General features: G+C 64.0%; 23 protein-coding genes. 11 read left to right on the top strand and 12 right to left on the bottom strand.

The features are described from left to right. The 11 genes from Q0K15_RS03115 to Q0K15_RS03065 all read left to right on the top strand — a co-directional run bounded on the left by Q0K15_RS03115 (position 1) and on the right by Q0K15_RS03065 (position 11,162). Complete coding sequence (locus Q0K15_RS03115) at positions 1-1,074, top strand: putative glycoside hydrolase (protein ID WP_294512019.1); 1,074 nt, start codon at positions 1-3, stop codon at positions 1,072-1,074. Between the two features lie 319 nt (positions 1,075-1,393). Next, positions 1,394-1,717: a hypothetical protein gene (locus Q0K15_RS03110; protein WP_294512016.1), complete on the top strand. Its 324-nt coding sequence runs from the start codon at positions 1,394-1,396 to the stop codon at positions 1,715-1,717. Continuing rightward, on the top strand, positions 1,708-3,663 hold the full coding sequence (locus Q0K15_RS03105; RefSeq protein WP_294512013.1) for a V-type ATP synthase subunit I: 1,956 nt from the start codon (positions 1,708-1,710) through the stop codon (positions 3,661-3,663). The genes Q0K15_RS03110 and Q0K15_RS03105 overlap by 10 nt, the downstream gene beginning before the upstream one ends. 1 nt (position 3,664) lies before the next feature. Then, entirely contained in the window at positions 3,665-4,153 is a 489-nt protein-coding gene (locus Q0K15_RS03100) for a V-type ATP synthase subunit K (RefSeq protein ID WP_294512009.1), read from the top strand. Between the two features lie 43 nt (positions 4,154-4,196). Further along, positions 4,197-4,814 (top strand): V-type ATP synthase subunit E family protein, encoded by a 618-nt coding sequence (locus Q0K15_RS03095; RefSeq protein WP_294512005.1) that lies wholly within the window; start codon positions 4,197-4,199, stop codon positions 4,812-4,814. Between the two features lie 33 nt (positions 4,815-4,847). Beyond that, positions 4,848-5,849, top strand: a complete 1,002-nt coding sequence (locus Q0K15_RS03090; RefSeq protein ID WP_294512002.1) for a V-type ATPase subunit — start codon at positions 4,848-4,850, stop codon at positions 5,847-5,849. Continuing rightward, entirely contained in the window at positions 5,842-6,168 is a 327-nt protein-coding gene (locus tag Q0K15_RS03085) for a V-type ATP synthase subunit F (protein ID WP_294511999.1), read from the top strand. The genes Q0K15_RS03090 and Q0K15_RS03085 overlap by 8 nt, the downstream gene beginning before the upstream one ends. 38 nt (positions 6,169-6,206) lie before the next feature. Continuing rightward, positions 6,207-7,982: a V-type ATP synthase subunit A gene (locus tag Q0K15_RS03080; protein ID WP_294511997.1), complete on the top strand. Its 1,776-nt coding sequence runs from the start codon at positions 6,207-6,209 to the stop codon at positions 7,980-7,982. Beyond that, a complete protein-coding gene (locus Q0K15_RS03075; protein WP_294511994.1) occupies positions 7,979-9,361 on the top strand; it encodes a V-type ATP synthase subunit B in 1,383 nt (460 codons plus the stop codon). The genes Q0K15_RS03080 and Q0K15_RS03075 overlap by 4 nt, the downstream gene beginning before the upstream one ends. A gap of 3 nt (positions 9,362-9,364) precedes the next feature. Continuing rightward, positions 9,365-10,066 (top strand): V-type ATP synthase subunit D, encoded by a 702-nt coding sequence (locus Q0K15_RS03070; protein ID WP_294511991.1) that lies wholly within the window; start codon positions 9,365-9,367, stop codon positions 10,064-10,066. Between the two features lie 478 nt (positions 10,067-10,544). After that, entirely contained in the window at positions 10,545-11,162 is a 618-nt protein-coding gene (locus tag Q0K15_RS03065; RefSeq protein WP_294512075.1) for a CPBP family intramembrane glutamic endopeptidase, read from the top strand. 133 nt (positions 11,163-11,295) lie between these two features. Here the strand turns inward: Q0K15_RS03065 and Q0K15_RS03060 are convergent, their stop codons facing one another. From Q0K15_RS03060 to Q0K15_RS03005, 12 genes are all read right to left on the bottom strand, one after another. Beyond that, positions 11,296-11,763: a DUF4358 domain-containing protein gene (locus tag Q0K15_RS03060; protein ID WP_294511989.1), complete on the bottom strand. Its 468-nt coding sequence runs from the start codon at positions 11,761-11,763 to the stop codon at positions 11,296-11,298. Beyond that, the gene (locus tag Q0K15_RS03055) at positions 11,760-12,755 is read right to left on the bottom strand and encodes a GDSL-type esterase/lipase family protein (RefSeq protein WP_294511987.1); all 996 of its coding nucleotides are present in this window, start codon (positions 12,753-12,755) and stop codon (positions 11,760-11,762) included. Before Q0K15_RS03055 ends, Q0K15_RS03060 begins: the two co-directional genes overlap by 4 nt. Positions 12,756-12,771: 16 nt before the next feature. After that, positions 12,772-13,479, bottom strand: coding sequence for a YjjG family noncanonical pyrimidine nucleotidase (locus Q0K15_RS03050; protein ID WP_294511984.1), 708 nt, complete (start codon positions 13,477-13,479; stop codon positions 12,772-12,774). A 32-nt stretch (positions 13,480-13,511) separates the two neighbouring features. Beyond that, positions 13,512-13,940: a threonine/serine exporter family protein gene (locus tag Q0K15_RS03045; RefSeq protein WP_294511982.1), complete on the bottom strand. Its 429-nt coding sequence runs from the start codon at positions 13,938-13,940 to the stop codon at positions 13,512-13,514. Continuing rightward, positions 13,940-14,710, bottom strand: coding sequence for a threonine/serine exporter family protein (locus Q0K15_RS03040; RefSeq protein ID WP_294511979.1), 771 nt, complete (start codon positions 14,708-14,710; stop codon positions 13,940-13,942). The genes Q0K15_RS03045 and Q0K15_RS03040 overlap by 1 nt, the downstream gene beginning before the upstream one ends. Before the next feature lie 60 nt (positions 14,711-14,770). After that, entirely contained in the window at positions 14,771-15,136 is a 366-nt protein-coding gene (locus Q0K15_RS03035) for a DUF3783 domain-containing protein (protein WP_294511977.1), read from the bottom strand. 172 nt (positions 15,137-15,308) lie between these two features. Further along, entirely contained in the window at positions 15,309-15,749 is a 441-nt protein-coding gene (gene nifU, locus Q0K15_RS03030; RefSeq protein WP_294511974.1) for a Fe-S cluster assembly scaffold protein NifU, read from the bottom strand. Positions 15,750-15,763: 14 nt separating this feature from the next. Continuing rightward, positions 15,764-16,957, bottom strand: a complete 1,194-nt coding sequence (locus Q0K15_RS03025; RefSeq protein ID WP_294511970.1) for a cysteine desulfurase family protein — start codon at positions 16,955-16,957, stop codon at positions 15,764-15,766. A 139-nt stretch (positions 16,958-17,096) separates the two neighbouring features. Then, entirely contained in the window at positions 17,097-18,419 is a 1,323-nt protein-coding gene (locus tag Q0K15_RS03020; RefSeq protein ID WP_294511967.1) for an MATE family efflux transporter, read from the bottom strand. A gap of 171 nt (positions 18,420-18,590) precedes the next feature. Then, complete coding sequence (locus Q0K15_RS03015; RefSeq protein WP_294511964.1) at positions 18,591-19,604, bottom strand: diguanylate cyclase; 1,014 nt, start codon at positions 19,602-19,604, stop codon at positions 18,591-18,593. 480 nt (positions 19,605-20,084) lie between these two features. After that, positions 20,085-21,266: an MFS transporter gene (locus tag Q0K15_RS03010; RefSeq protein ID WP_294511961.1), complete on the bottom strand. Its 1,182-nt coding sequence runs from the start codon at positions 21,264-21,266 to the stop codon at positions 20,085-20,087. A 96-nt stretch (positions 21,267-21,362) separates the two neighbouring features. Next, on the bottom strand, positions 21,363-22,181 hold an 819-nt coding region (locus Q0K15_RS03005), incomplete at its 5' end, for a helix-turn-helix domain-containing protein (RefSeq protein WP_294511958.1).

The following is a 22,181-nucleotide window of genomic DNA, read 5'->3' as shown; positions in this document are numbered from 1 at the left end:
ATGAGACGGAATCGCTCTTATGGCCGGGGCTGCTACTCCAGCTACCGGGGCCGCTCCGCCCTCAGCACCCCCTTGAAGGTCATCGCCGTCCTCCTGGCGGTGGTGCTGGTCCTCTCGGTGGCCGCCCTCTTCTTCCTGGAGCCCTATTGGGTCTACTCCGCCGACGGAGGCCGGCTCCTCCTCCCCTGGGTTCAGGAGAACGAGGAGGACTCCGCTCCCCTGCCTTCCGTCTCTCAGCCCCTGGTGGTGCTCACCCCCGAACCCGAGCCGGAGGAGCTTCTCCACGCCCTGCTGCTACCCCAGTCAGCCCTCACTGACGGCTCTGTCCAGACCCAGCTGGAGCAGGCCGGCGCCACCGCCGCCCTCTTCGACATGAAGGCCGATGACGGCGCCCTGGCCTTCGTCTCGGCCTCCCCCCTGGCCGTCAGCGCCGGGGTCAACGCCGCCACCGGCACCAACGAGGCCATCGCCGCCCTCAATGCCCAGCAGGACCTTTACACCGTGGCCCGTCTCTCCTGCTTCCGGGACAATACCATGCCCCGCTACCGCAACGACCTGGCCCTCCGCTCCTCCGGCGGAAACTGGCTGGACAGCGACGGCATCCGCTGGCTCTCCCCCGCCTACCAGGAGAACCAGCAATACATCACTGACCTGTGTCTGGAGCTGGCTGGGCTGGGCTTTGACGAGATCCTGTTGGACTACGCCGCCTTCCCCCTCGCCGGAAACCTGGACGCCATCCTCACCGGCGCCGCCTACGAGCCCGACACCCTGGCCCAGACGGTCCAGGCCTTTTATACCCAGGTAGCCGCTGCTCTGGAGGCCGCCTACCCCCAGGTCCGGCTCTCGGTGGTGGCCGACCCCGCCGCCCTCACCGCCGGCGGCGCCAGTCAGAGCGGTCAGACCCTGACCATGGCCTCCGCAGTGGACCGGGTATGGGTATGGGGGCTGAGTGAGGAACGGGACGCCTGCGAGGAGCTGCTGGCCCAGGCCGGTCTGGAGGCGCCCAAGTCGGATTTGGTGTCCATCGCCGCACAGGCCGGCCCCGAGGACCGGAGCTGGGCCTTGTGGACCTGAAGCCTGGCAAAAGCCATGCCAATTCGGCTCTGTTGCCTTGTCTGGGCCGAAATTTCCTTTTCGTAAAAAATTTTTTATACCATATTCTTACTTTTTACACATAGTTTGTAAATCATTCCAGTATATTTGTCTATTTGGAGAGCTCGACAGGATTTTATCTTGTGCGAGCTCTCCAAAATTTTTTCTTGTGGTACTACCAATTTAAAAAGTGGTCCGTGTTTTTGAGTTGATTTTGCCGGTAAAAGCGTGTATGATGATAAGTATTCTGGGGCAGTATTCCAGCAGATGGGATCAACTGCATCTGAAAGGCGGTGATGGAATGTCTTTGGAAGCAGTCCAAAGGGTGACCGAGGCCGAGGAAAAGGCCCGTGCCCGTAGGGCGGAGGCGGCCGAGGCGTGTAAGAAGCTGGTATCCGACGCGGAAGAGGCTGGGAAGGCCAAGCTGGACCAGGCCCGGCGCGCGGCGGAAGCCCAGGCGGCAGAAGCGTTAGCCAAGGCGGAAGCAGCTGCGGCAAAGGACGCGCAGGCCGTGGAGCAGGAGACCAAAAAGTCCTGTGACGCTCTGCGCAAGGCGGCGGCCGGCCGGCTGGACGACGCTGCGGCACTCATTATCAGAAGGGTAGTGGGAGACTCATGTCCATAGTCAAAATGAAACACCTGCGGCTCTTCGCTATGGCCGCAGACCGGGAGGAACTGCTCCGGCAGCTCCAGCACCTGGGCTGCGTGGAGATCCGGGAGCCCGACCAGGAGCTCTCCGATCCGGAGTGGGCCTCCTTTGCCCGGGTGGATGACACGGCGCTGGCCGACACCAAGGCCAAGGCTGACCGGCTGAGGGCCGCCCTGGACCTTCTCAACCACTATGCCCCCTCCAAGGGCGGCATGTTCCAGGCCCGCCCCATGGTCACTGAGGCCCAGCTCTTCGACGAGTCGGTGCGGCAGGAGGCCATGGAGGCCGCCCAGCGCATCTCTGACCGGGACACCCGTATCGCAGCCATCTACAACGAGCAGAGCAAGCTCACCGCCCAGAAGGCCGCCCTGGCCCCCTGGCTGGAGCTGGACACCCCTCTGGACACCCCCTCCACCCGCGAGGTGTCGGTGACCTTCGGCGCCGTCTCCGGCAGCGCCGACCGGCACGCCGTGGAGACCGCCCTTGCGGCGGTCACCGAGCTGGCGCAGCTCAACTGGGCCGGCCGGGACCGGGAGTTCCAGTATGTGCTGGTGCTGTGCCACCGCTCCGCCGAGGAGGAGGCCATGGGCGTCCTCAAGACCTTCGGCTTCACCCCCGCCTCCCTCCGGGGCTGGACGGGCACTGCCCGGGCCAACACCGACGCCATCGACGCCCAGCTCTCCGCCCTCTCCAATGAGCTGGAGGCGTGCAAGCAGGCCATTGGCCAGGAAGTGGATCACCGCGAGGCCCTTCGCCTGACCATTGACCGGCTTACCCAGGATGTGCAGCGGGAAGAGGTCAAGAGCCGTCTCCTTTCCACCGGCGCGACCCTCTTTTTGGAGGGCTGGGTGCCTGCGGACAAACTGGGCCGGGTGGAGGCTCTGCTCTCCCAGCACGCGGCGGCCTGGGAGGCCTCTGATCCGGAGCCGGAGGAGTACCCTCAGGTGCCCATCCAGCTCAAAAACAATATCCTGACCAAGCCCCTCAACATGGTCACCAACATGTATGTCCTCCCCGCCTATGACGGGGTGGACCCCAACCCCCTCATGGCCCCCTTCTTTATCTTCTTTTTTGGCCTCATGATGGCCGATATGGCCTATGGCATCCTGATGGTGGCCGGCGGCCTCTTCATGCTCAAGAAGATGCGCCCTAAGGGCACCATGGAGGATATGGCCGGTCTTCTGGTCCTCTGCGGCATCAGCACCTTTATTATGGGTGCGCTGACCGGCGGCTTTTTGGGGGACTTCATTCCCCAGATCGCCAAGATCATCGACCCCAATACCACCTTCACCTCCCTCCCCGCCCTCTTCACCCCTCTCACCGACACCCTGGCCATCCTGGTGGGCTCCCTGGCCCTGGGCCTTTTACAGGTCATCACCGGCATGGTCATCAGCGTGGTGCGGAAGGTACAGGCCGGCGACTGGGCCGACGCCCTGTGGGATGAGGTCACCTGGTGGGTCATCCTGGCCGGCATCGCCTTGGCGGTGCTGGGCATCGGCAGCGTGGGCGGCTATCCCGTGGTCCTCATTGTGGGCCTGGTGATGCTCCTCTTCGCCGGCACCCGGAACGCCAAGGGCTTCGGCAAGCTCACCTCCCTCATTGGTACGGTGTACAACGGCGCTACCGGTTTCTTCAGCGACATCCTCTCCTACGCCCGGCTCATGGCCCTGATGCTGGCCGGCAGCGTCATCGCCCAGGTCTTCAATACCCTGGGCTCGGTGACCGGCAACGTGGTGGGCTTCGTCATCATCTCCCTCATCGGCAACATGCTCAACTTCGCCCTGAACCTGCTGGGCTGCTACGTCCATGACCTGCGGCTCCAGTGTCTGGAGTTCTTCGGGCGGTTCTACAAGGAGGGCGGCAAGCCCTTCCGTCCCCTGCTTATCAACACCAAATATGTAGACATCAAGGAGGAACAATAACATGTTGGCATTTTTTGAGTCGTTTGGCGGAATTGGTCTGGCTTTCCTTGGCGCCGCTCTGGCGGTTGGCCTGTGCTGCGTGGGCTCCGCCAAGGGCACCGGCATGGTGGGCGAGGCTGCCACCGGCCTTCTGAGTGAGAATCCCGAGCACTTCTCCAAGTGCCTGATCCTTCAGGTCCTCCCCGGCACCCAGGGTCTGTACGGCCTGGTCATCTGGTTCTTCGCCCTCTTCACCATGGGCGCCTTCTCCGGCGGTATTGTGGACCTCACCGTCACCCAGGGCCTGACCATCTTCGTCTCCTGCATCCCCATGGCCATCGGCGGCTGGCTGTCCGCCATCTATCAGGGCCGCGTGGCCGCCTCCGCCATCAACGTGGTTGCCAAGAAGCCCGACGACTGGGCCAAGGGCATCATCCTCTGCGGTATCGTTGAGTTCTACGCCATCCTGTCTCTGCTGGCCTCCGTGCTGCTGCTGATGAACGCCCTGTAAGGGTGCTTCTCCGCAACGAGACAGGAAGGAAAGGCGGTAACCTATGAACGGAATCGAAAAAATCACCGGTCAGATCGACGCCGACGTCCAGAAGGAGATCGACGCCGCCCTGGACCAGGCCCGCGCCCAGGCCCAGGAGATCGAGGCCCGGTATGAGTCCCAGGCCCAGACCCAGGCGGAGGCCATCCGCCGTAAGGGCGAGCAGGACGCCGCCCTCCGTCAGGAGCGGCTGGTGGACGTGGCCAAGCTGGAGGCCCGGAAGACCATTCTGGCCGCCAGGCAGGACATGGTGGGGCAGGCCTTCGACCTGGCCCTGAAGAAGCTGCTGGAGCTCCCCGACCAGGAGTACATCGCCCTGCTGGCCAAGCTGGCCGTGGCCGCCTCCCGCACCGGACACGAGCAGGTCATCTTCTCCCAGAAGGACCGCTCCCGCTACGGCAAGCAGGTCGTGACCATGGCCAACGACATGCTGGCCAAGAAGGCCGGTCCCCGGGCCGACGAGAGCGCCGGCAGGCTCACCCTGGCCGAGGAGTCCCGGCCCATGGCCGGCGGTCTCATCCTCCGGGATGGCCGGGTGGAGACCAACTGCTCCTTTGAGGTGCTCATCCACCTCCAGCGGGACGCCCTCTCCGCCGAGGTGGCCAGGGCTCTGTTCGCATGACGGCCCAACGCCACATGGAAAGGAGGGTGTAACGTGGCCAAAAAACTGAAGGAATACGACTACCTCTATATCTCCGCCCGCATCCACGCTATGGAGACCAAGCTCCTGACCCGGGATCGGATGGAGCGGATGCTCTCCGCCCGCAGTGCGGAGGAGGCGGCCAAGGTGCTCGCCGAGTGCGGCTACGGGGACTTTCCGTCCCTCACCCCCGCCGCCATCGAGCAGACTTTGGACGCGGCCCGGCTGGCTCTCTTCGCCGAGCTGCGCCGCGCCGCCCCCGACCCGGCCATCGTGGACGTGTTCTGCATCAAATATGACTATCACAACGCCAAGGTCCTGGTGAAGGCCGAGGCCACCGGCCAGTCCCCCGACGAGCTGCTGCTGGACGCCGGGCGCTATCCCGCCGGGCGCCTCAAGGAGGACTACGTCCAGGGCGATCTGAGCCGGTACAGCGCCACCTTCGCCCAGGCGGTGGCCCAGGCCAAGGAGCTGCTGGCCTCCAGCGGCGACCCCCAGGCTGCCGACCTGCTGCTGGACCAGGCCTATTACACCGAGATGCTCGCCGCCGCCAAGGCCGCCCGCAGTCCCTTCCTGGAGGGGTATGTGCGGCTGTCCATCGACAGCGTGAACCTGCGCTCGGTGGTCCGCGCCGCCCGCATGGGCAAGGGCCCCGACTTCCTGCGCCGGGTGCTGCTGCCCGGGGGCAACGTGAAGACCGACAGCCTGCTCTCCGCCGGCACCGGCGCCGCCGATCTGGCGGGGGTCTTTACCCACACCTACCTCACCGCGGCGGCCCAGGAGGGTGCCGAGGCCATGCGGGGGGGCAGCCTCACCCAGTTTGAGCGGCTGTGCGACAACGCCCTCACCGCCTACCTCTCCCAGGGCAAGCGGGTGGCCTTCGGTGAGCACCCCCTCATCGGCTACCTCTACGCCAAGGAGAGCGAGCTGACCACCATCCGGATCATCCTCACCGGCCGTCTGGCCGGTCTGGACGCCGAGACCATCCGGGAAAGGCTGCGTGAGAGCTATGTCTAACGAGAACTACCGCATCGCCGTGCTGGGGGACCAGGACAGCGTGCTAGGCTTCAAGGCCCTGGGGCTGGACGTCTACCCCGCCGAGACGGTGGAGGCCGCCCGCGAGATCCTCCACCGCCTGGCCAAGGAGAACACCGCCATCATCTACCTCACCGAGGAGCTGGCCGCCGGGCTGGAGCACGAGATCGCCCGCTACAAGGACGCCCTCACCCCCGCCATCATCCTCATCCCCGGCAAGTCCGGCTCCCTGGGCATCGGCATGGCCAACGTGAAGAAGTCTGTGGAGCGGGCCGTGGGTGCCGATATTCTCGGCGGGTAAGCCCATCATTGAAATCACCCGAAAGAAGGTCGAAATATTTGAGCGGAAAGATTGTCAAAGTCTCCGGACCGCTGGTGGTGGCCACCGGACTTTCGGACGCCAACATGGCCGACGTGGTCCGCGTGGGCGAGCAGCGCCTCATCGGTGAGATCCTCACCATGAACGGCGACTCGGCCTCCATCCAGGTCTACGAGGAGACCTCCGGCCTGGGTCCCGGCGCGGCGGTGGAGACCACCGGCTCCCCCCTGTCCGTGGAGCTGGGCCCCGGCCTCATCGAAAACATCTACGACGGCATCCAGCGCCCCCTGGAGGGCATCATGAAGATCGCCGGCTCCACCATCACCCGCGGCATCGAAGTCCCCGCCCTGGACCGGGAGAAGAAGTGGGACTTCGTGGCCACCGCCAAGAAGGGCGACAAGGTGGTGGGCGGCGACGTTATCGGCACCGTCCAGGAGACCCCCTCCGTCCTCCACAAGATCATGATCCCCCCTAGAATGAGCGGCACCATCGAGTCCATCAAGTCCGGTTCCTTTACCGTGCTGGACACCGTGGCCGTGCTGGTGGACGACAAGGGGGAGAAGCATAACCTCACCATGGTGCAGAAGTGGCCCGTCCGCGTGGGCCGGCCCTACAAGCACAAGTATCCCCCCAAGACCCCTCTGCTCTCCGGCCAGCGTATCGTGGACGCCCTCTTCCCCGTGGCCAAGGGCGGCACCGCCGCCATCCCCGGACCCTTCGGCTCCGGCAAGACCGTCATGCAGCACCAGCTGGCCAAGTGGTCCGACGTGGATATCGTCATCTACATCGGCTGCGGCGAGCGCGGCAACGAGATGACCGACGTGCTCCGGGAGTTCCCCGAGCTGGTGGACCCCCGTACCGGCGAGTCCCTCATGAAGCGGACCGTCCTCATCGCCAACACCTCCGATATGCCCGTGGCCGCCCGTGAAGCCTCCATCTACACCGGCATCACCATTGCTGAGTACTTCCGCGACATGGGCTACGACGTGGCCGTCATCGCCGACTCCACCTCCCGCTGGGCCGAGGCCCTGCGTGAGATGTCCGGCCGTCTGGAGGAGATGCCCGGCGAGGAGGGCTACCCCGCCTACCTGGCCTCCCGTCTGGCCCAGTTCTACGAGCGGGCCGGCTCCGTGGAGTGCATCACCTCCCAGGGTGACCGCCGGGGCTCCCTGACCGCCGTGGGCGCCGTGTCCCCTCCGGGCGGCGACCTCTCCGAGCCCGTCTCCCAGGCCACCATGCGTATCGTCAAGGTGTTCTGGGCCCTGGACTCCTCCCTGGCCTACCGCCGCCACTTCCCCGCCATCAACTGGCTCAACTCCTACTCCCTGTATCTGGACTCCCTGAAGCCCTGGTACGATGAGCACCTGGGCAAGCAGTTCATGATGAACCGCGACAAGGCCATGTCCATCCTCCAGGAGGAGGCCAGCCTCAACGAGATCGTCCAGCTGGTGGGCAAGGACTCCCTGTCCGCCGGCGACCAGCTCACCCTGGAGACCGCCAAGATGCTCCGTGAGGACTTCCTCCAGCAGAATGGCTTCCTGGAGGTGGACTGGTACTCCAACTACGACCGCCAGGACAAGATGCTGGGCATGATCCTGGAGTACGACCAGCGCTGCCGGGCCGCCATCGCCAAGGGCGCCAGCGTCACCGAGCTCTTCGCCATCCCCTTCCGGGAGAAGATGGGCCGGGCCAAGACCGTCCCCGACAGCGAGTACGCCGCCGTTTACGCCGAAATGGACAAGGAAATGGCCCAGGAGATCGACGCCGTGGCGGCCAAGGGAGGTGAAGACGCATGATCCGTGAATATCGTACCATCCAGGAGATCAACGGCCCTCTGATGCTGGTCAAGCAGGTCCAGGGGGTCACCTACGACGAGCTGGGCGAGATCGAGCTGCCCAACGGTGACCTGCGTCACTGCAAGGTGCTGGAGGTCAACGGCGACAACGCCGTGGTCCAGCTCTTCGAGCCCTCCGCCGGCATCAACCTGAAGGAGTCCAAGATCCGTTTCCTGGGTCACCCCCTGCAGCTGGGCGTCTCCGGCGACATGCTGGGCCGCGTCTTCAACGGCATGGGCCGGCCCATCGACGGCGGCCCCGACATCCTGGCCGAGGAGTTCCGGGACATCAACGGCCTGGCCATGAACCCCGCCGCCCGTGACTACCCCAACGAGTTTATTCAGACGGGCATTTCCACCATTGACGGCCTGAACACCCTGGTCCGTGGTCAGAAGCTGCCCATCTTCTCCGGCTCCGGTCTGCCCCACGCCAACCTGGCCGCCCAAATCGCCCGTCAGGCCCGCGTGCTGGGCGACGACGCCGGCAACTTTGCCGTGGTCTTTGCCGCCATCGGTATCACCTTCGAGGAGTCCGACTTCTTCATCCAGGACTTCCGCCGCACCGGCGCCATCGACCGCACCGTCCTCTTCACCAATCTGGCCAACGACCCCGCCGTCGAGCGTATCGCCACCCCCCGTATGGCCCTCACCGCCGCCGAGTACCTGGCCTTTGAGAATGGCATGCACGTGCTGGTCATCCTCACCGACATCACCAACTACGCCGAGGCCCTTCGTGAGGTGTCGGCGGCCAAGAAGGAGGTCCCGGGCCGCCGCGGCTACCCCGGCTACCTCTACACGGACCTGGCCACCATGTACGAGCGGGCCGGCCGCCGTCTGGGCTGCCCCGGCTCCATCACCATGATCCCCATCCTCACCATGCCCGAGGACGACAAGACCCACCCCATCCCCGACCTCACCGGCTACATCACCGAGGGGCAGATCATCCTCTCCCGTGAGCTCTACCGGAAGGGCGTCAATCCCCCCGTGGATGTGCTGCCCTCCCTGAGCCGTCTGAAGGATAAGGGCATCGGCGTGGGCAAGACCCGGGAGGACCACGCCGGCACCATGAACCAGCTCTTCGCCGCCTACGCCACCGGTAAGGAGAACAAGGAGCTCATGAGCATCCTGGGCGAGGCCGCCCTCTCCCCCACCGACCTGCTGTACGCCAAGTTCGCTGACGAGTTTGAAAAGCGCTATGTCTCCCAGGGCAGCGATGAGAACCGCTCCATCGAGGAGACCCTGAACCTGGGCTGGGAGCTGCTCTCCATTCTGCCCAAGTCGGAGCTGAAGCGGATCAAGCCGGAGTATATCGAGAAATACCTCCCGAAAAAGGAGGGATAAGGTATGCCCGCCATCAATGTGAACCCCACCCGGCAGGAGCTGACCCGGCTCAAGACCCGGCTCAAGACCTCCATCCGGGGCCACAAGCTGCTCAAGGACAAGCGTGACGAGCTCATGAAGCAGTTTCTGGACGTGGTGCGGGAGAACCGCGCCCTCCGGAAGAAGGTGGAGGACGCCCTCATGGCGGCCCACGGCTCCTTTACCGTGGCCAGCGCCCTCATGTCCACCGAGATGCTCAAGCAATCCCTCATGTACCCCAAGCAGTCTGTGGAGCTCACCATGGACTTCCAGAACATCATGTCCGTGAACGTGCCCCAGTACCACTTCAAGACCCGCACCGCCGACGCCGGTGACGTGTACCCCTACGGCTTTGCCGCTACCTCCGGCGCATTGGACGACGCGGTAGACGCCCTCTCCGGCGTCTTTCAGGACATGCTGCGCCTGGCCGAGATGGAGAAGACCGCCCAGCTCCTGGCGGAGGAGATCGAAAAGACCCGCCGCCGGGTCAACGCCCTGGAATATGTCAAGATCCCTCAGATGCAGGAGTCCATCAAGTATATCTCCATGAAGCTGGATGAGAACGAGCGCTCCAACACCATCCGCCTCATGAAGGTGAAGGATATGCTCCTGAAGGAAGCCATTGAGGACAAGCGGGAGGCCGACCAGCAGGCCATGCAGTCGTTCCAGGCCCAGGAGGAGCTGTGAGGACTCTCCCTCCTTGTCCGGGACCAAAGGGCTGGGAGAAGACCAGATGCTGCCGTTTCGGGCGCATCTAGTCGTTTTCTTTCCCTCCATACGACGGTCCTTCCGAATTTAAAGGATCCTTTCTCGAATCTTAAAAAATCTCGCCTCTGCGTTATGCTATTATATTTGCATATCATCAATTCAGCCTGTGCTCTGGCACGCGCTTTACAGGAGGTTTTCATCTGTGACGCTTCTCCAAAGAAGACTGGGGTCTTCCACCCTCTGGTTCTGCCTGCTGGCATATAGCGTTATTTTTATCCTTTTGCAGCGTCTTGTGTTTCCCCGGCTGCACCTTCCGGCAGATGCTGCCACCCTGGCCAGCGCCTGTCTCGCCTCCTTTCCCGTCCTCCTGTATGGCCGCATCCAAAGTCCCTGGTCCTCCCGGTCCGCCGCCGAACGGCCCGGGGCAACCGCCCTCCTCTACCTGTTCGGCTTGGACATGACCTTCAAACTGGTCGTCTCTTTCTCTACCCCAGGCCTGGATAGCCTTCTGCGCTTTGCGGGACTGAGTGCCCAGCCAGCCGCCGCCCCAGAATCGGCATTTTCACCGATACTGGCCATATATGTCTGTCTTCTGGGCCCTGTTTTGGAGGAGCTTATCTATCGGGGTGTCCTGCTCTCCAGGCTCCGGCCTTATGGCGCCCTTTTTGCCCTGGTCCTCTCATCGATCTGCTTTGGGCTGATGCACCACGATCTGTATCAGGGCCTGTCCGCCTGCCTGAGTGGTCTGATCTATGGATATGCCGCACTCCGCTACTCCCTGCCTGCCGCCATCTGCCTGCACATTGCCGGTAATACGGTATCTACCGCCCTCCCCCTCCTCAAAGAGGCGGGGACAGCGGGTTCCCTTATCCTCCTGTGCCTGGTATTCGGCAGCTTTCTGGTGGCCCTGCTGGGCACCCTTCTTCTGGTATCCCGCAAGAAAAAGCAGCCCCGGTGGCTTTCCACCCAATCCTCCCCTTTGCGGCCGGCCAATATGCTCTCCTCCCCCATGCTCTGGGTTGTGATCCTCTTTGACACCGCCTATACTCTGAAAGCCAGTCTCACCCTTCTCTAAACGCTCCCCCTGTGTAATCGGAGAAAAAGCAATGAAAAAATACCCCATTTCCCGGTCAGAGTTTGCCTCTATCCGGAAAATGGGGTATTTTTATTGATTTTGGGCGGATTCTCCCTACTTCGTTCCGAAAAGCTCAGCCATTGCCGTCCAGAACGGTGCTGACAGCGTCATAGTCGGCGGCCACCACCAGCACCACGGTATTGCCGGCCTGGCGGATCACGGCGTCCTTCAGCTTGGGCAGATCCTCAGGCTTATACTGAACCTCCGTCTCTGTCTCGGTCTGAGCCGTCACATGCTCCTCCACCGCCTGTTTGGCACTGGCGGCGGAACCCTCGTCGGCCATGGTCAGCACAGCCAGCTCCTCATATCCTCCCTCCATGGAGGTGTAGACCACCGCCTCCTCCGGCTGGCTCTCCAGACCCAGGTAGGCTGACACCAGGTCGGCATCCAACTGGGAGAGCTCCTGGGTAAAGGCACCCGAATCCAGCAGAGCCTGCGCTGTGGTCTGCGGGTCATAGCCCGAAGGGGCGGGATCTTTTCCGCCGCAGGCCGCTAATACCGCTAGGGTCAGGGCGGTCAACACTACCATCAGCTTTTTCATTGCGACATCTCCTCTGTCTCCGCCACCGGCTGGCCCGCGGCATACTCCGCCGGGTCCACGGTGTGGGTCTTTAAGTAGGCGTACCACTTCTCATACCAGCTCCGGGTGAAGTGGATGCCGTCAGTAGTCCCCTCTGGGGGCAAAATTCCGGCATCGTTCACCAGGGCGGAGGCCACATCCACATAGACCACACCCTTGTCGGCGCACACCTGCCGGAGGAGTTCATTATACCGGGCCACGTTGTCGTTGTTGAGCCAGGAGGCCGGGTTGGTCTTGTAGGCCTTCTCCGGCTCGATGGGCACCAGGGACTGGATGTAGATCACGGCCTCCGGCTGCCGGGCCCGGACCTCATCCACCGTCCGGGAAAAGGCCTCGGCGAAGGCGCCGTCGTCCCCATAGCCCAGCTCATTGATGCCGAACATGAGGTAGACCTTGGCGTACTGCTTCTCGTCCAGCCACTCCAGCACCAGCTTCTTGTCACCCACGCCGTTGAGGGGTACGGCCCGCTGGTCCACCCGGTCATTGCCCACCACGTGGAAAATCATGAGGGACTTATAGGCCAGAAAGTCCGCCCCCCGGATGCCGCTGTAAAGCCGCAGGCCGTCGGTGCGCGAGTCCCCGATAAAAACGGCGTCGGAGAACCAGTCGTCCTCCACCGGCAACCTCTCCGGCGCGGGCTGGGTGAAGTCAAAGGCCGGCACCGGTGTGGGCGTGGGCGTTGGGGTGGGAGTGGGCTCCGGCGGTACGGGGGCAGTTGTCTCCATGGTGGCTGGCCCGGAGGCCTCCGGCGGCGTCACCGCACGGGTCCCAGCCGGTGGGGCCGCCGTCTCCTCCGCCGGGGCAGAGGACTGTGCCAGGGCCCCCAGGGACACCGCCCCGATGAGGGCCACACAGGCCAACAGGGCGCTCAGGGCCAGCCGCCGCCGGTGGCCCACCTCCCGGTCTCGCTTCTTGGGCTCGGGAGCGCCGGGTGCCCCCGCAGTTTTCTGCATGCCTAGGATCTCCTCTCTATGTATTCCGAGGTGTGGAACAAATGATGCGCCCGACCTCCTCCAGGGAGCGGGCGGTATAGGTGGGTTTCAGCTCCGCCGGAGCAGTGCCGCCGCCGGGCGCGAACCAGATGACGTCCAGGCCGGCACATAGGGCCCCCTTTACGTCGGAGCCCAGGCCGTCCCCCACCATGACGCAGCGTTTTCTATCCTCCGCCCCCATGGCGGAGAGGGCGGCGTGGAAAAAGGCCGGCTCCGGCTTCCGGGTCCCCATCTCCCCCGAGATGAAGAGCCGCTCCAGGTAGGGGGCCAGGGGGGAGCCCGCCAGCCGGGCGTACTGGACCCTGGCCACCCCGTTGGTGGCCAGGGCCAGGCGGCAGCCAGCCTCCCGCAGGGTGCGGCACAGTGCCTCCACCCCGGGAAGGAGCAGGGAGCACTTCCCCAGGTGGTCCAGGTACCGGCGGTTCATCTCCGCCGGGTCGGCGCACCGGCCAAGGCGCTCCCCCAGCAGGCGGAACCGCTCCACCGTGAGGAAGTCCTCCTCCGCCTCCCCCCGGTCGAAGGCCGACCACAGAGCGTGGTTGATCTCCAGATAGGCCCGTTTGGTCCCCTCGTCACGGGGCCAGCCGAACTCCGCCAGCACGGCGTCCAGGGCCTGGGCCTCAGCGGCGTTGAAGTCAAAAAGGGTATTGTCGGCGTCCAGCAGGACGATGTCATAGCGTCTCAAGGCTGCTCTCCCCTTTCCGTCCGCCTCCGGTGCTAGAGCATGCTGTACATCCGCACCAGGGAGGACACCACCAGCACTCCCACCGCCAGGGAACCGGCGATGCTCAGGGTGTGGAGGCCGGTGTTGAGGAAGTCCTGGGTGTTGCCCCGGAGGGCGGCGTCCATCATGTTGTAGATGCCTGCGCCGGGCACCAGGGGGATAAAGGCGATGAGCAGGTAGCCGGTGGCGGGGCACTTGCGCACCCGGGCCATGACCTCGGCGTAGGCCGAGAGAAAGACCGCCGCCCAGAAATACTGGATGACATCGTTGTTCCCCATGATGGGCCCGGTGAGGAGGTAGACCAGCCAGGCCAGGGCGCCCCCCAGGGAGCAGAGCACCGCCCCCAGGCCGTTGATGCGGAAGAGAACGCAGAAGCCCAGGCAGGCCAGAAAGGCGTAGAGACAGGGCAGAAACAGCTCCATCACAGCACCCCCCATAACGCGCTCACCAGGCTCAGGGCCACACCGGTGCCCAGGGCGATGCCGGCACCGGTGAGCAGGGCCTCGGCCAGCTTCACCAGGCCGGACATCATATCCCCTGCCATGATGTCCCGCATAAAGTTGGTGATGACCAGACCGGGCGCCTGGGCCATGATGGCGCCGGTGATGATGAGGTCAATGTGCTCCCCCACGCCCAGGTCGGTGAGACCGGCGGCCAGCAGGCCGCAGAAAAAGCCGCCCACCATGGCCTTGAAGAAGAGGTTGGTGCCCAGCCGGGCCAGGAAGGGGACCACCAGTCCCACGGCCAGACCGCAGACACCGCCGCAGAAGGCGTCCCGGGCGGTGCCGCCGAAGAGGAGGCAGAAGGCCGAGGTGAGGAGCACATAGGCCGCCAGCTCCACGGCCATGGGGGTGCGGTGAACCTCCCGGATCACACCGTCCAGCTCCTCGCCCGCCCGGTCCAGATCGGGAGGACAGGCGCACAGCCGCCGGCACAGGTCGTTGAGGGCCTCCATCCGGCTGATGTCGGTGCCGTGGCCGGGCACACGCCGCACCCGGGTGATGGGCTTCTGGCCCGGCGCCGTCAGGCTGACGATGACGCAGTTGGGGATGACAAAGACCTCTCCCGTCTCCACCCCGTAGGCGGTGAGCAGGTAGTGGACCGACTCCTCCACCCGGTAGATCTCCGCACCGCTGAGCAGGAGATGGTAGCCCAGATCGCTGCTCAGGGTCAGCAGTTTATCATAATCCAAGGCCGTCGGCTCCTCTCTGCCGCCCTCATTCCTCAGACGGCGCGGCATATCAAAAAGTTTTCAGCGCCCGCCCATGGCACGGTGCTCCGCTGAGAGCTCCCGGGCCAGGCGGGCGAAGGGCCAGCCGGCGTTGGTGCCGGTAAGGATGGCCTTCAGGGAGGTGGGGGCGCCGTCGGCCTTCAGGGCCTCCAGCACCTGGTCCAGGGTCTCCCGGTCCACCTCGCAGAACACCAGCACCCGGTCCTCCGGCGGCTTCTCCTTTTCCGGACGCTCGGGAAAGCCCTGGTAGCCCGCCAGAAAGCCCACGGTCTGGCCCACCCGGTCCCGGGGCACCGGGATCACCGTCAGGCCGAACCGGCCGCACACCCGGGCAATGGCGCCGGGACCCATCATCACAAGGGGTTCATAGTACAAAACAGCGGCCATGGTCCGCCCTCCTTTTCCCGTTCTCCGCCCCGCTGTGGGGGGATGTCGTACCTTTCAGTATAGCAGATACCAGGGCGCCTTGTCACCAGTGATTTTCCCCCTTTCCATGCAAAAAACCACGGGCCCGTCCCCTTTTCAGGGGACTGGACCCGTGGTCTGCGTGAAGCGATGTTCAGTGGCTGTGGCAGCAACCGTGGTCGCAGCTGTCACAGGCGGGGAAAATGCTCTTGTCGTAGTCCGCGCCGGTCTTTTCATAGTAGTCCTGGATGGCCTTCTTGATGGCCTCCTCGGCCAGCACGGAACAGTGGAGCTTGTGGGCGGGCAGGCCGTCCAGGGCCTGGGCCACCGCCTTGTTGGTGAGGGCCAGGGCCTCGCTGAGGGGCTTGCCCTTGATCATCTCGGTGGCCATGGAGCTGGAGGCAATGGCCGAGCCGCAGCCGAAGGTCTCGAACTTCACGTCCTCAATGACGTCGTCCTTGATCTTCAGGTAGATCTTCATGATGTCGCCGCACTTGGCGTTGCCCACCTCGCCCACGCCGTCGGCGTCCTCGATGACGCCCACGTTCCGGGGATTGCGGAAGTGGTCCATAACGGTCTCGCTATAAAGTGCCATATCTTACACCTCTCTTACTGGATGACAAAATTCTGTTTTCCGCTCTGGAGATCCCGCCACACCGGGGAGATGCCGCGGAGGTACTCCACCACCTCGGTGACCGAGCGGATGATGTGGTCCACCTCTTCCTGGGTATTCTCGTGGGAGAGGGAGAGCCGCAGGGAGCCGTGGGCAATCTCGTGGGGCCGGCCCAGGGCCAGCAGCACGTGGCTGGGGTCCAGGGAGCCGGAGGTGCAGGCCGAGCCGGAGGAGGCCTCCACCCCCTTGTCGTCCAGCAGCAGCAGGAGGGATTCGCCCTCGATGCCCTCGAAGCAGAAGCTTACATTGCCGGGGAGGCGCTGCGTACGGTGGCCGTTGAGAAGGCTGTGGGGGATCTGCCCCAGGCCGTCGATCAGCTTGTCCCGCAGGGCGGTCACGTGAGCGGCCCGCTCGTCCATCCCGGCCAGGGCCTCCTCAAAGGCCGCCGCCATGCCCATGATGGCGGGCAGGTTCTCGGTGCCCGCCCGCTTGCCCCGCTCCTGGGCGCCGCCGTAGATGAGGTTCTGGAGGGGGATGCCCTTCCGGGCGTAGAGGACACCTACCCCCTTGGGGCCGTGGAACTTGTGGGCGGAGAGGGAGAGCAGGTCGATGTGCTCCTTCTCCACGTCGATGGCCAGGTGTCCCGCCGCCTGGACGGCGTCGGTGTGGAAGAGGACCCCCTTCTCCCGGCAGACCGCCCCGATCTCGGCGATGGGCTCCACGGTGCCCACCTCGTTGTTGGCATACATCACCGTCACCAGGCAGGTGTCGGGGCGGATGGCCGCCGCCACCTCCTCCGCCGTGATGAGGCCGTCCCCGTGGACGTCCAGCAGGGTGACGGCAAAGCCCTCCTTCTCCAGGGCTTCCAGGGTGTGGAGGACGGCGTGGTGCTCAAAGGCGGTGGAGACGATGTGCTTCTTCCCCTTCTTCGCCCCCAGCCAGGCGGCGGTGCGGATGGCCTGGTTGTCGGCCTCGCTGCCGCCGGAGGTGAAGGTGATCTCCCGGGGATCGCAGCCCAGCCCCCTGGCCATGACGGCCCGGGCCGACTCCAGGGCCTCTTTGGCCGCCTGTCCGGTGCTGTGGAGGCTGGAGGGATTTCCGTAAATGCCGTCCAGATAGGGCAGCATGCCCCGGATGGCCGCCTGACTCATCTTGGTGGTGGCGGCGTTGTCGGCATAGATGTGACGCATGGTATTCGCTTCCTTTCTCCGCCCAAACCGGAGCGGACAATGCAGAAGAGGTTGCCCTCTTTAATTCCTAGTGTTTTCCTGTGCATTATCCTAGCACCTATTTCCTAGTATGTCAATAGGTTTTTATGGTTTTTATGGCTCAGGCATAGAGACCATCCGGGGCGTCCGCCGTGCGGCGGCGCTGGACCAAAAGCCCCAGCAGGGCGGTGGACAGCTCCACTGCGGGGAAGGCCAGCCAGATGCCGGTGACGCCGAAGCACCAGGCGAAGAGGCAGGCGGTCAGGGTGATGCCCACACAGCCCCGGAAGGTGGAGAGGGCGCAGGCAGTTCCGGCCCGTCCGGTGGCGCTGAGGAAGGCCGCCGTCAGGTAGTTATAGCCCACGCAGAGGAAGCCCACAAAGTAGAGCCGCAGGCCCTCCTCCGCCAGGCTTTGGAGCAGGGGGTCTCCCTCGCTGTTGAACCAGGAGACCAGGGTGGGTGCTGCCAGCAGGGCGGCGGCCAGAACGGCCAGCCCCACCCCGCCGGAGAGGGCCAGTCCCCGGCGCAGGAGGGCGGCCGTCTCCGCCCGGTCCCCTCCCCCGTAGGCCCGGCTGAGCAGGGGCTGGATGCCCTGGGCCATGCCGGTAAAGACGGCCAGCACCACCAGGGCCAGGTTGGCCACGATGCCATAGGCGGCCACGCCGGTGCTGCCGGCGCTCCGCAGGAGCAGCAGGTTGAAGACCACCAGCACCACGCCGGAGGAGCACTCGTTGACGAAGGCGGAGAGGCCGGGTCCGGCGTTCCGGCCCAGTTCCCGGAGACTGAGGCCGTCTCCGGTCAGATGAAACCGGGCACGGCCGGTGACCAGGTGGAGGGAGGAGACGACCAGGCCGATGACGGGGGAGAGCCCGGTGGCCAGGGCGGCGCCGAAGATGCCCATGTCCAGGGGGTAGACGAAGAGGTAGTCCAGGGCGATGTTGGCCAGGCTCCCCGCCAGCATGGCGCACATGGCCAGCCTGGGGTTGCCGTCGTTGCGGAGGAAGGCCATGAGGAGGTGGTTGAGGATGAAGCAGGGGGCAAAGCAGAGGACGGTCTTCAGATATGCCGTGCACATGGGGAGGAGGGCTCCTTCGGCCCCCAGGGCCCGGGCGATGGTCTCCGGGCAGAGGAGGCCGGCGCACAGGAAGCACAGTCCGGTGACCAGGGCGCTGAGGAGGGCGGCGGTAAACACCCGGTCGCCCCCCTTCCCGTCCCCCTGGGAGCGGAAGATGGTGTAGCGGGTGGCGCCGCCGATGCCAAAGAGCATGCCCAGGCCATTGATGAGGCCGAACACGGCGATGGAGAGGTTGAGGGCGGCCAGGCCGTCGGCCCCCAGCCGGTTGGACACAAAGAAGGTATCCGCCAGAATGGTCCCCGATGAGCCCAGCATCCCCAGGATGCTCAGGGAGATATAGGCTGCAAATTCATTTTTTCTCACGCTCATGGCTGCCTCCTGACCGCATGGCTGCCGGATGAAAACAAAAAAGGTGCCTGAACACATTCCTTCTCAGATCTACGGAATGCGTTCAAGCACCTTAAAAGTATCCATCCGATGACGAATACACATGCTCATATCAAATTTGCAGTGTGAGTGTACCACAGGCCCCCGGGAAAGTCAAGTGGCGGGTTCTTCCTGCTGCCGGGGCGCCCTGGGGCGGTTGCGCCGGTCGTGGGCACGGTCGCTGTAATAGCGGCGCTTCTCCTCGTACATCAGCCGGTCGGCCTCGTCCAGCTGTTCTCGGGGTTGCAGGGAACCGGCCCGCCAGGAGGCGCCCACCGAGCAGCAGATCCCTGCCGCCTTCATACCTGCTTCGGCGGCCCGGACGGCGGCCCGGAACTCCGCCTCCTCCAGGGTGTCGTCCACCACCACGAACTCGTCGCCGCCGGTACGGTAGGCCCTGTCCCCAAAGACCTTCCGCAGCTCCCCGGCCACCCTGCAGAGCAGCTCGTCACCGGCGCTGTGGCCCCTGAGGTCGTTGGTCTCCTTGAGTCCGTTGAGATCAAAGCAGGCGATCCCCAGCCGTCCGCTCTCCCACTGCCCGTCCATCACCTGGTTGAATTTATTCCGGTTGTTGAGCCCGGTCAGGGTGTCCTCGTAGCTCATCCTCTGGAGCACTGAGGTCTGGGCCTCGATCTGCCGTCTCTGGGCCTCGATCCGCTCCTGGAGGTACTCATAGGACTGCCGCGCCATTCTTATGGGGAAGCCCACGTCGTCGTCGGCCATCTCACCGTAGGGATTGGAGATGTGGATGTGGCAGCAGCGCAGGCCCTCCCCGACCCGCCGGAAACCCATGGTGACGCGCTGGTGTACCCGCAGACTGATCCCGGTGGAGGCGTCGGTGGCGATCCACATCCGGCCGCTGCACAGGTAGGCCTCCGGCCCCAGGCAGAGCACCCGGTACTCCTCCCCCGAGATGTTGCACGTGGGAACCTGGCCCGCAAACCGCCGGAAGATACCGGCCACGGTCTCCTTTCCCGCCGCAAACTCGTGCTCCGCCGTTCCCAGCCAGACGATGTCGTCGGTCAGATGGGCGATCACAAACTCCACATCGTTGTCATGATAATAACGATTCATCATGGCGCTGGTCAGCTCCATGATCTCCTGCACATCCCGCTCAGCCTCAGACATTGTTACACCTCCCTTCTGCCATCCAGGCTGTTACTTTTTTATTTATTATATCACAACTTCAGCTTTTATGAAACCAAGATCCATCTGCGGGCTTGCCTTCCCCCATGGGGAGAGGCTACCGGAAAGGTGTGTTCTTCGCCTCCGCCGGTATGTGAGCTTTCTCAACATGCTGCAGCACGGTAATAATTTATATATTTTTGCGGAAAGCGCAACAACCGGAGAAAAATACCCCTCGCGTCGATTGGAAGGGTCATTTTACCACATTCTAGCAAAGTATTTGCATATGAATTCTTCGTCCTAGACGGACCCAAGCACGGCAAAAGCGCCCCCCGGCATCGTGCCGGGGGGCGCCGCCAATTGTCCTCACACCCGGGGCAGCATGGCCGCCGTCGCAGCCTTGTTCCCGTTGTCTCACCTCTTGTCCCCACATCTGATTCCTTATTGGGCACTTCCTCAGAGCAAATCCCTTCTACCCGCCGCCTAATCGACCTTCCTTTTCAGGAGCAGCAGTCCAACGACGAGCACTACAGGGAAGGCCGTGGCCACGAGCAGCCCCTTTTTCAGATCGCCGCCCGCCAGCTCCGCAAAACTGCCCACCAGGGCGGGGCTCACCGTGGCGCCCAGGTCCCCGGCCAGGGCCAGGAAGGCGAACATGGCGGTGCCGCCCCCGGGGCATTTCTGGGAGGAGATGCTGATGGAGCCGGGCCACATGATGCCCACCGCCAGGCCGCAGAGGGCACAGCCCGCCAGGCCCAGCACCGGGGAGGCCGACAGGGCGGCCAGCAGATAGCAGCCGGCGCACAGGGCGCCGCAGAGCAGCATGACCCTGGTCAGATCGAGCATCCGGCTGAATTTGCCGTAGAGCATACGGGAGATACCCATGAACATGGCGAACAGGCCGGGCCCCGCCAGGTCGCCCACCGTCTTGGAGACGCCCAGGGCGGACTCGGTAAAGGCCGACGCCCACTGGGCCATGGTGGCTTCGGAGGCGCCGGTGCAGATCATCAGCACGATGATGAGCCAGAACAGGGGCAGCCGGAGCAGCTCGCCGCTGCTCATGCCCTTCCCCTCCTCCACCAGCCGCTCGATGGGGCAGCGGAGGAAGTTCCACGTGTTGTACAGCGGCAGCAGCGCCCAGAGGACCGTCAGGACCTTCCAGTGTTCGATGCCAAAGAGGGCGAAAAAGAGGGTGGAGCCCAGGACGACCCCCACCGCCCCCCAGCAGTAGGAGGAGTGGAGGAGGCTCATCATACCGTCCTTATGCTCGAAGGGGCAGGCCTCCACAATGGGGCTCACCAAAACCTCGATCAGGCCGCTGCCGACGGCATAGAGCACCACTGAAATCAGAAGGCCCGCGAAGGGGACGGGGAGCAGCTCCGGCAGGAAGGCCATAGACACAAGCCCCACCGCCGACAGCACCTGGGACACCACCACACAGGTACGGTATCCGATCCTGTCGGCGAATCGGGTGGCCGCAAGGTCGATGAACAGCTGGGCGAGATAAAACACCATGGGGATCAGGGCGATTTTTTCGAGGGTAATCCCGTAGGTGCTCTGAAAGGTCAGGAACAGGAGCGGGGCAAAATTTGCGGATATGGACTGGGTGACGAAGCCCAGGTAGCAGGCTGTCAGTGTTTTCTTGTAGTTCTTCTGTCTTGCCATGGCGATCTCCTTCCAGGTGAAACCTGTCATTTCTCGCATCGCAGTATATCATCCTGTCATGGCAAAGCAAAGGCACAGGAGCGCCAAAAGAAAGCACTATTTACCCAAGTTGTTGTTTTGGCTGGGCGCATACCCATAGGTCTGCCTGAATTTTCGGCTGAAGTAGTTTGCAGAGTGGAACCCGCAGGCAAAGCTGATCTCCTGGAGGGTATGGGTCTTTTCGGCCAGCAATCTGCGGGCGGCCCGGAGCCGGTGCTGGATCAGCGCCTCCACCGGGGAGCACCCCATGTAGGTCTGGAAGCAGCGCCCCGCCTCGCTGCGGCTGATGTGGGCGGCGTCGGCAATGTCCTGGAGGGTGACGGTCTCCGTATAGTGCTCGTAGATGTAGGCGAGCATCTTTTGGAGCCGGATCTGTCCCTTCATCTGTACCCGCGTGGCTTCATATTTGGGGAAACGGTCAAAATGGCAGAACAGATACTCAAAGATGCGGCTGATGTTGCGCTGTACCGCCATCTCATGGCACGGTGTTGGTTCTCCCAAGCGGCTGTAGGTGTCCCGGATGACCCGGCCCACCCCGCCGCAGGTCGGGTCCCCGTGCCGGAACACCACAAAGGGCAGTGCGTCGCACCGGGCAACGGGCCGGATATATTTTTGATAAATGGTGCTGTCTTCGGGGGCCACAGCGGCGCTGGAAAAGAGGATGATGGGGATGGGATCGGGACGGTCTCCGGACAGCTGTCTGACTCTGTGGAGCACATTCCCGTTGACAAATATGCTGTCGCCCGCCTTCAGCGTCACATGCTGCCGCCCCACCTGGTACTCCAGGACGTTACTTACAGCGGTGGCGATCTCAAAGTCGGGGTGCCAGTGGACGGGCCCTGCCCAATTGGGCAATTCAGCCAGCTCATCGTGATA

Source organism: uncultured Intestinimonas sp. (assembly GCF_944387245.1).
In the GTDB taxonomy this organism is placed as follows: domain Bacteria; phylum Bacillota; class Clostridia; order Oscillospirales; family Oscillospiraceae; genus Intestinimonas.
Note: the sequence above shows the minus strand (reverse complement) of the source record. Positions and strands in the feature narration are given on the sequence as shown.